2 protein-coding genes and 1 pseudogene are annotated in these 2,800 nt (G+C 27.0%); all 3 read left to right on the forward strand.

Annotation, left to right across the window (positions count from 1 at the left end; genetic code table 11):
• Positions 1-238 (forward strand): annotated as a pseudogene (locus Q1X91_RS15495) (MBOAT family protein); the annotation flags it as partial.
• An 11-nt stretch (positions 239-249) separates the two neighbouring features.
• On the forward strand, positions 250-1,668 hold the full coding sequence (locus tag Q1X91_RS15500; protein WP_300759496.1) for a hypothetical protein: 1,419 nt from the start codon (positions 250-252) through the stop codon (positions 1,666-1,668).
• Between the two features lie 229 nt (positions 1,669-1,897).
• Entirely contained in the window at positions 1,898-2,644 is a 747-nt protein-coding gene (locus tag Q1X91_RS15505; RefSeq protein ID WP_300759498.1) for an alpha/beta hydrolase, read from the forward strand.
• The last annotated feature ends 156 nt before the right edge of the window (positions 2,645-2,800 follow it).

Consider the following 2,800-nt stretch of genomic DNA (forward strand, 5'->3'; position numbering starts at 1 on the left):
CTCACTATATGATATGGGACTTGATAGAAAAGATTTCTGGGTATTATGTTTTTCTGTGATGATACTATGGGCAGTATCCTTTATGCAGGAAAGGGGTATCAAAATCAGAGAAACACTTGCAAAGCAGAATTTAGTATTTAGGTGGATAATATACTGGATAGCCATTTTTGGAATACTGACTTTTGGTGTTTATGGATCAGGTTATGATGCAAGTCAGTTTATTTATTTTCAATTTTAGGGGGAAATAAAATGAATAATAAAAAAATATGTATATTTGGTATTTTATTTATAATTATAACTATTTATTTATTTATTAAACTTGATAATATATTTACTTATAAAAGTACTGCTGATGAACAATTATTTTCATATTATAAAAATAAATCTGATTTAGATGTCCTATTTGTTGGAACCAGTCAAATGTTTAATGGAATTATACCAATACAGTTATGGAAAGATTTTGGTATAACATCATACAGTAGAGCAAAAGATGCTCAATTTTATAAAGTAAGCTATTATATTATACAAGAAGCGGTAAGGATTAAAAAACCAAAAATAATAGTTATGGATATGCTGTATTTATCACATTTACAAGATCTTGCAAGTGGTTCTAAACAAATAAATTGGATGAAAATCTCATATGATAAATATAAAGGTTTTAAAGATATATTTCCAAATGAAAGTTTTATAAATTTTTTTTCGTATAATTATTATCATACAAGATGGAAAAACTTACAATCTATTGATTTTTATACAGATTCAAAATATGTTTCTCTTGGTTATCTAATAGCACCAAGAATATGGAGGGTTAATCCAATACAAGCATTTGATACAAGTGAGCATACTACTCCATTAGATAAATTAGGTGAAGATACAGTAATATATGCTAATAAGATTGTAGAACTATGCAAAAAAAATAATATAAGTATTATATTTGTTAAGTTCCCTCAAACATTAAATACATTAATAGAAAGTAGAAATAATCTATTTGATGATTTTTGTAAAAAAAATAATTATAATTTTATAGATTTTAATAAACTTATAGATGTTATTGGGATTGACATTACAAAGGATTTTTATGATAGAAGTCATTTGAATAGATATGGTGCAGAAAAGATAACATCATACATGGGGAATTATTTAATAAATAATTTTAATATAGCTGATAAAAGAAATATGATAGAATATAAAGATTGGAATAAAGAATATGAGGTGTATAAACGAGTAATTAATAAAGAAACATTGTCTAGGCTTAAATCATTTCAAGAATGGCAAAACTTAGTTTTTTATGATAACTATACGGTAATGCTTTCCATTAATGGTGATATTTTAAAAAACTTACCAGAAACCCTAAAAAATGATTTAAAATCTTTTGGGCTTAAAAAATACAATACAAATAAAGCAAATATGCGATATGCTGCTATAATAGATGATAATAAAGTATTCTTCGAAGAAATATCTAATAAACCTGTTACATATAAAGGCAGAATGAAAAGCGTAGTAAACCTGCTTGTATCTTCTGATGGCAAAGCTACAATAAATGTAAGCGGCAAGCCAAGAAGTAAAAACAGATATGGTATTAACTTTGTAATATATGATAAAGTAAACAGGGAAATAGTTGACAGCATATGGCTTGACCCATCAAATTTTAATCAGGTAAGAAGATAAATATTATATTATAAAGCAGGTGACAATATTGATATTTTAATAACAGCTTAAATTTCGCAGGTTTTTTACAGCTATTTTTTTATGTTTTATATTTCTGCTTGACATTTTCTATAAAATAAAAATAATTACAAATATGAATAAAGTAAAAACTATATTATTAATTACAGTTTTATTATTACTTGCAGGTTGTGAGAAATATTTTTTCTTTCCTAAACAGCAGCTTTTTTATATGCCTGAAACATGTGCCCATAACCCTGAAAATATCCTTGTAGAAACTAATGAAGGCAAACTTCTTCACGGCTGGTATTTTAAATCAAAAGTAAAAAATCCTAAGGGAACAGTATTTTTTCTTCACGGCAATTCAAATAATATAAGCACAGAAAGTGTTGCAATGATATGGCTTGTAGATAAAGGCTATAATGTATTAACCTTTGACTACAGAGGATATGGCATATCTCAAGGGAAGCCTGATATAAAAGGCGTTCTGCAGGACGGTGACGGTTTAGAGTATACAGAGGCAGTCTTTAAAGACAACAAAGTAGATAAAAGAAATATGGTGCTTTATGGGCAGAGTTTAGGCGGGGCAGTAGCTGCTCATATTGCAAGGTATTCACCTTATGCAGATAAATTTAAAGTGCTTGTATTAGAATCAACTTTTACTTCATGGCGTAGTATTGCAAAAGAAGTGGCAGCCAGTAATTTTTTTACATGGTTGTGGCAGTACCCTGTAAGTTGGAGTATACCAAAAGAATATTCTACTATTGATAATATTAAATACAGTAAAATAAAAAATACAATTATAATACACTCAGAGGCAGATAATCTTGTAAAATTTGATAATGGAGATGCTATTTATCAAATGGCACATGAACCAAAAATTTTCTTGAAAGATAATATATCAAACCATGCACAAATTATGAGTAACCCACGGGTTAGAAAAGAATTTTTAAATGCATTAGATACTTATTTAAATTAAATTATTTATTTTAATGAAAAATTTAAAGTAAAACTTAAAATTTATATGTTTTTATATAATCTGCATCACCCCCATTTTTTTTATTGAATACCTTATAAGTGATTAATATTATTTAAGAAAAAAGCGATTTTATATGGAAAAAGCCTCTAAAAATTG

Source organism: uncultured Brachyspira sp. (assembly GCF_949287625.1).
Lineage (GTDB): Bacteria > Spirochaetota > Brachyspiria > Brachyspirales > Brachyspiraceae > Brachyspira.

What these genes read in the sequence shown, in the direction of transcription:
- Q1X91_RS15500 (WP_300759496.1), top strand. Translation starts at nt 250, where the DNA reads ATGAATAATAAAAAAATATGTATATTTGGTATTTTATTTATAATTATA.
- Q1X91_RS15505 (WP_300759498.1), top strand. Translation starts at nt 1,898, where the DNA reads ATGCCTGAAACATGTGCCCATAACCCTGAAAATATCCTTGTAGAAACT.